This window comes from Pseudomonas sp. PIC25 (assembly GCF_002286785.1).
In the GTDB taxonomy this organism is placed as follows: Bacteria; Pseudomonadota; Gammaproteobacteria; order Pseudomonadales; family Pseudomonadaceae; genus Pseudomonas_M.
This window is the reverse complement of sequence record NZ_MUJY01000027.1, coordinates 1-5,322: the sequence shown is the minus strand read 5'-3', so window position 1 is coordinate 5,322 and position 5,322 is coordinate 1. Positions and strand designations below refer to the sequence as shown.

Below are 5,322 nucleotides of genomic sequence, written 5' to 3'. Positions count from 1 at the left end.
GACGCTGACTTTGCCTTGAGCCATGCCGAGGCCTCGCTATCGGGGTGCGTTGAGGGTCTGTTGCAGCACGGTGCGCACGATGTCGCCCACGTCCTGCGGGTCTGCGCCGAGCACGGCGCGGGCCGGCAAATCGATCTGCCAGCGCTGTTTCTTGGTGTCGCCCGCCAACTTGGCGAGGATCAAACCCGCCCGGCCGCAGGAGAGGTTTTCCTGGAGCCAGCCCAGTGATGGCCTTTTCCAGCGCTTGCCGTTGCGAATCCGGTAGCCGGCCTTCAGCAGGGCGCGGGCCTGGAAGCGGCTGGCGGGGGCGTTGTAGTCGGGCGTCTTACCGAGGCGCCGCATGCGGGCGGCGCTCATGGTTTCCGGGCGTCCCAACTGGTGGTCGGCGGCGATGCGCGCCACCAGTCGGTTGCGCCAGCCCAGCACGGCTTCGTCGGCGGTCAGCGTGACCACCTGCAGGCCCTTGCCGAGACCGCGCAGCATCTTGCGTTTGCCGCCGTCCTTCCTCGGTACGAACGGCGAGCCATCGACGTTGCGCTGCTCGCCGATGCGCCTGCGGTTGCGGGTGCGCACGCGCTTGGCGGCGGTGTTCAGCAGGCGGCGGCGCTTGGCGGCGGGCAGCGACAGCAGCTCCAGCGTCTGCTGGGCGTCCAGCAGGCCGCGCACGTCGAAATCAACGGTCGGTGCGGCCATCGGTCACGGCTCCGTCGCGGGCAATCCACAGGTCGAACGGCACGAAGGCCCAGCGCTTGCCGAAGGCCTCGATTTCGCCGGTGGGATCCTCGGCCAGGTGTTGGGGCTCGACGAACTCCAGCTGCAGCTCCACATCCGCGCAGTCCGGGTCCAGCTGGTCGATCTCGAACAGCGGGGCGGGCAGCTCGTCGTCTTCGCGGTGGGGGTCGTTCACCTCCAGCCAGGAACCCACCAGGGCCATGAGGCGTCCGGGGTGATCGGCGAAGCGCTCCAGGACGATGACGGCCCGATAGCGCATATCGCCCATGTGCAGCCCCTGTTCGCTGGGCTTCCAGTACAGCGGCAGGGATACCTGTTCGGCCCAGCTATCCAACTGCTCGGGCTGGACCAGGCGGCGCTCGATCAGGAAGGTGGTCAGGTTGCGCAGCTTGATCACAGCGCCTCCGCCGTAATGCGGCCACGGCCTTGGATCAGACGCACGGCCTGTTGGCTGAACGCCAGGAACGCTTCGTGGGTTTCCGGGGCTTCCTTGGCCAGATTGGCGGCTTCGGCGCGGCGGTTCACCGTGGCGAACTGCTGCAACAGATAGGCCTTGGCGCGGCAGTAGACGGCGCGCTTGTAGGTGGCCACGTAGAAGGCCCGCTCCGACAGCAATTGCGGATCCGCGCTGGCCACCTCGGCGATGCCGGCGACCTGCCAGGCGCTCTTGCGCTTGGCAAGGTCGCGGTTCACCTCGCCCATGGCACTGGCGATGCCATCGACCAGCAGTTCCACCAGGTACTCCGCCGGCAGGCGATAGCTGGCCTGGAACTCGGTCACGCTCAAGTCCGGCCAGAAGCCGTCATTGGGGATCGATCGTTCCACCAGGGTGGTGGGTTTGCCGGAAAAGCTCATGGCTGGCCGTTCTCGAATAAAGGCGGGGGTGGCTGCTGTCGGTCATTGGCACGGGGCCATGGCCTTGGCAGGCCCCCGCTGCGGGGGGGAAGTCGGTCAGGTGGTCGGGTTCTGGGCGGTGCCGCTGCCGGCCTGCTGTCTGCGCAGGGCCTTGATGGCTTCCTCCAGGCGGGTTTTCACGCCGATCTCCGGGTACAGCGCAGCGGCCCGCTCGAAGTGCTCGATGGCCTGCGCCCAGCGCTCGCCCTCCAGGGCGAGGATTCCCAGGAGCTTGTGGAAGCGCGCCGGGATACGTTCGAACAGTTGCCATTCGCCGTCCACACGGGGCAGCAACTGCGACAGATACGGCTCGGGGCTTCGGCCTGCCTTGTGCTCGGCCTCGGCCCAATCGATCACGCTGTCGGCCACGAACGTCGGGATGTCCCGCTTGAAGCGTTCCGGCATCGTCTGGCCTTGCGCCATGGCGAAGTCGGCCAGTTCCAGGGCCTGTTCGAACTGCTCGGTGTCGAACAGCCAGACCAGCACCTGCATCAGCACCGGGTTGGCGTGGTTCAGGCCGCTCTCCCGGTAGCGCTGGACATAGGCCAGGTATTTGGGCAGCAGCTCTTCGCGCTTGAGGCGCTGACGGGCTTCCAGCGAATTGAGGTCGGACAGGCGCGCCAGGTCTTCGCCCAGGGCGGTGGTCATCAGCGCCAGGTGCTTCTGGGCATTGGCCGGGCCAGCCAGGGCGGTGGCGGGGGTGTAAGCCCCCGCGCCGCTGGCCGCCGGACCCTGCTCAAGCACACGCCGTTTATGGGCAAGGGCCAGGCTCATCAGACGAACTCCACGGCCGAGGCCTCGATGCCCGCGAACTTGCCCAACTGCTCGATCACATAGCCCTCGTTACGGCTGTTGTAATCCTCCATCTGGGAGCGCTTCGGGTTCTCCAGCAGGTGGCGGCGCCAGCTATCGTCCTGGAAGTAGATCGACAGGTTGTCGAAGCTGGTGACCACCACGCCCTTGCTTGGGAAGAATGGGCAGGTGTAGCTCGGCAGGCCGCCGTAGGTGGCGACCACCTGGGCCAGTTCGATGCGCTCTTTCTCGCTGGGGGTGTCGCCCTGCTTGGCGTACAGCTTGCTCTTGTCATGGGCCAGCAGATCGCGGCCGATGATCGCCACCAGGTCGCCGCCGTCGCGGAATTCCTCTTCGATCATCAGCGACACGTCATGCACCAGGGCGTCGAGGTTGGCGTAGTCGCCGGTCGCGCCGATCTGGATCTTGCCGGCGGCCTTGGTGCCTTGGGTGAGCACCTGCTGCGGGGCCTGTTCGCGGGCGATCTGCAGCCAGCCCTTGTTCACGTCCTGCAGCAGCGGATTGGCGGTGCGGTCGGTGTCTTCGGCCACGCTGATGCCGTTCCAGCCGATCATGATGCGATCCAAAGCGATCTGGCGCTGGACGGCGGCGCTATAGCGCTGGGCAAAGTCCTTGAACTTCGCCCAGGCATCGATGCTGGCGAACTTCAGGGCCACGTCGGTGTGGGTGTCGAACAGCTCGTAGCCTTTGGCGTCCAGGTCCAGCAAGTTGCGCGGCACGCGGTCGGCGTTATTGGTGTTGGTTCGGCCAGTGGCCGGGCCGTTCAGGCCCATCATGACCTTCTGACCCTTGATCTCGCTGACGCCGATCACGTTGATGCGGGCCAGGAAGGTGGAGCTGGCGGTGATCTTGTCGTTCAGGGTTTGCGCCATGCTCGGCGTGACGTTGAATTCCTCGCGGGCGCTGTCCACGCCATAGGCACGGGCAATGGCGGCTTGCAGGCGGTGATACTGCTGGCGGGCTTGCTGGCTCAGTTTCATCAGCAGTCGATCTCCATGACGTCATCCACGGCGCCGGTGGTGTTGGGCACGTCGCGGCCCTGGCCCTGATTCAGTGCGGTGGTGAATTGCTCGGCGAGCTTGTCCACGGCACCTTTCAGGCTGTTGAACTGCTCGGCGGTGATGCCGGCCGGCTTGGCGTCTTCGCCTGGGCCCGCGTCGGTGTTTTCGGCAGCCGGTTTCTCCGGCTCGGTGGGCTTCTGCGCTGCAAAGGTGGCCGCGCTCTTTTCCAGGCTGGTGGCCACGTTGCCGAGCTTGTCCACCGCTGCGGCAAAGGCCTCTGCGGTTTTCGGGTCCATCGGGGTGTTCTCGCTGTTGGGGGTTGCGGGGGATTCGGGGGCGTTCTTGCCCAAGGCGTTGAACAGCCGGGTGAAGAACGACAGGGCGGCGGCTTCGTTGCTGTCGCTGGCGTCCAGGTCGTCCAGCGGTTCGAGGTTGGCGAAGTAGTTGCCAGCGGCGGCGCGGCGGGAAAAGTGCAGTTCCTGGGTGCCCAGGCTGGCGGGTTCGTCGGTCACGGCGAGGCCCACCAGGTAAGCCCGGCCGGTGTCGGCGAATTCGGGCTGGATCTCCACGCTGGTGAACAGCTTCTGGGCTTCCTTGTTCAACTGCAGCAGGCGGTCGTTCGGCTTGAGGCGGGCGAACAGCGCCACCTTGCCGTCGTCCAGGTCTTCGGCTTTCAGCTCGGCGACGGTGCCCAGGCTGCCCATGTAGCGGATGTGCTCGTACCAGATGGAGGCGGTGTAGACGGCCGGGTCGTAGCTCTCCGCCATGTCGCGCAAATCCTGCGCTTCGATGGTGCGACCGTCGGCGGTCTTGCCGCTGGTGGCGACGCGCTTCCAGTCCGATACAAGGGTGCGGGGCATAGCGTTTTTCGGCTCGGTCGGGTTCAGGTGCCGCCACGATAGGGGCCGCCCCCGGAGCGCTCAAACGCTTTGCTTTCGGGTTGTTCCTATTTCGATTTTCTCGGTAATTCGAGGAACTTATCCGCGCGTTTTGCGCATTTTCGGCGCATAGACTGCGCCGCATGCCGTACTCCGCCGAAGTCAAAGAAACCGCCAAGCGCCTTTATCTGCGCCGCTGCAAGCCGCGTGAGATTCAGGCCCAGCTCAAGCTGCCGAACGTCCGAATCGTCTATTACTGGATCGCCAAGGGCGGCTGGGACGAGATGCTGACGGACGAAGAGCCCCTGTCCGCCATCAGCCGCCGGATCACCCTGTTATTGGAGAAAAGCGGCACCCTGTCCAAAGGCGAACTGGACGAACTGGACCGGCTGACCAGTATCCGCGAGCGCCTGCTGAAACAGAGCGCCAGATCGGCCCAGCAGCCCCTGGGCGAGGCGCCGGCCGAGCGGAGCGAGGGTAGACAGGGGCAGCGCGAACGCCGCGACAGAGGCGAAAAGGGAGGCTCGCCCAAGGGCAAGAAACCGAAGAACGACATCACCGGGCTGACCGAGCTGGACTTCCTGGAGAAGTTCACCACCCGGATGTATGCCTACCAGCAGGAGCTGTTCGCGGCCAAGCAGAACTCGCTGACGCGACGAATCCGCAACATCCTGAAATCCCGGCAGATCGGCCTGACCTACTACTTCGCCGCCGAAGCGTTCATGGATGCGGTACTGACCGGCGACAACCAGATGTTCCTGTCGGCCAGCCGCGCCCAGGCGGAAATCTTCCGCAGCTACATCATCACCTTCGCCAGCGAATGGTTCGGTATCACCCTGAGCGGAAACCCCATCGTCCTGAGCAAGGACGGCAAGCCGTGGGCTGAGCTGCGTTTCTTGTCCACTAACAGCAGCACCGCCCAGGGCCACCATGGGCACGTCTACATCGACGAGTATTTCTGGATCCGCGACTTCGAAAAGCTGAACAACCTGGCCGGCGCCATG

At 65.3% G+C, this 5,322-nt stretch carries 7 protein-coding genes; 1 reads left to right on the top strand and 6 read right to left on the bottom strand.

Features of this window, described 5'->3' with window-relative positions:
* Positions 1–36: 36 nt before the first annotated feature.
* The 6 genes from BZL41_RS01065 to BZL41_RS01040 form a co-directional block, all read right to left on the bottom strand.
* Positions 37–693, bottom strand: coding sequence for a phage virion morphogenesis protein (locus BZL41_RS01065; RefSeq protein ID WP_095597584.1), 657 nt, complete (start codon positions 691–693; stop codon positions 37–39).
* Positions 674–1,129, bottom strand: a complete 456-nt coding sequence (locus BZL41_RS01060) for a phage tail protein (RefSeq protein ID WP_095597583.1) — start codon at positions 1,127–1,129, stop codon at positions 674–676. The genes BZL41_RS01065 and BZL41_RS01060 overlap by 20 nt, the downstream gene beginning before the upstream one ends.
* Positions 1,126–1,587, bottom strand: coding sequence for a head completion/stabilization protein (locus tag BZL41_RS01055; RefSeq protein WP_095597582.1), 462 nt, complete (start codon positions 1,585–1,587; stop codon positions 1,126–1,128). The genes BZL41_RS01060 and BZL41_RS01055 overlap by 4 nt, the downstream gene beginning before the upstream one ends.
* Positions 1,588–1,683: 96 nt before the next feature.
* Positions 1,684–2,400 (bottom strand): phage terminase small subunit, encoded by a 717-nt coding sequence (gene gpM, locus BZL41_RS01050; RefSeq protein WP_095597581.1) that lies wholly within the window; start codon positions 2,398–2,400, stop codon positions 1,684–1,686.
* Positions 2,400–3,425, bottom strand: coding sequence for a phage major capsid protein, P2 family (locus BZL41_RS01045; RefSeq protein ID WP_371916462.1), 1,026 nt, complete (start codon positions 3,423–3,425; stop codon positions 2,400–2,402). The genes gpM and BZL41_RS01045 overlap by 1 nt, the downstream gene beginning before the upstream one ends.
* Positions 3,419–4,300: a GPO family capsid scaffolding protein gene (locus BZL41_RS01040; protein ID WP_095597579.1), complete on the bottom strand. Its 882-nt coding sequence runs from the start codon at positions 4,298–4,300 to the stop codon at positions 3,419–3,421. The genes BZL41_RS01045 and BZL41_RS01040 overlap by 7 nt, the downstream gene beginning before the upstream one ends.
* Positions 4,301–4,461: 161 nt before the next feature.
* Here BZL41_RS01040 and BZL41_RS01035 point away from each other — a divergent pair.
* On the top strand, positions 4,462–5,322 hold an 861-nt coding region (locus BZL41_RS01035), incomplete at its 3' end, for a terminase large subunit domain-containing protein (protein ID WP_218224358.1).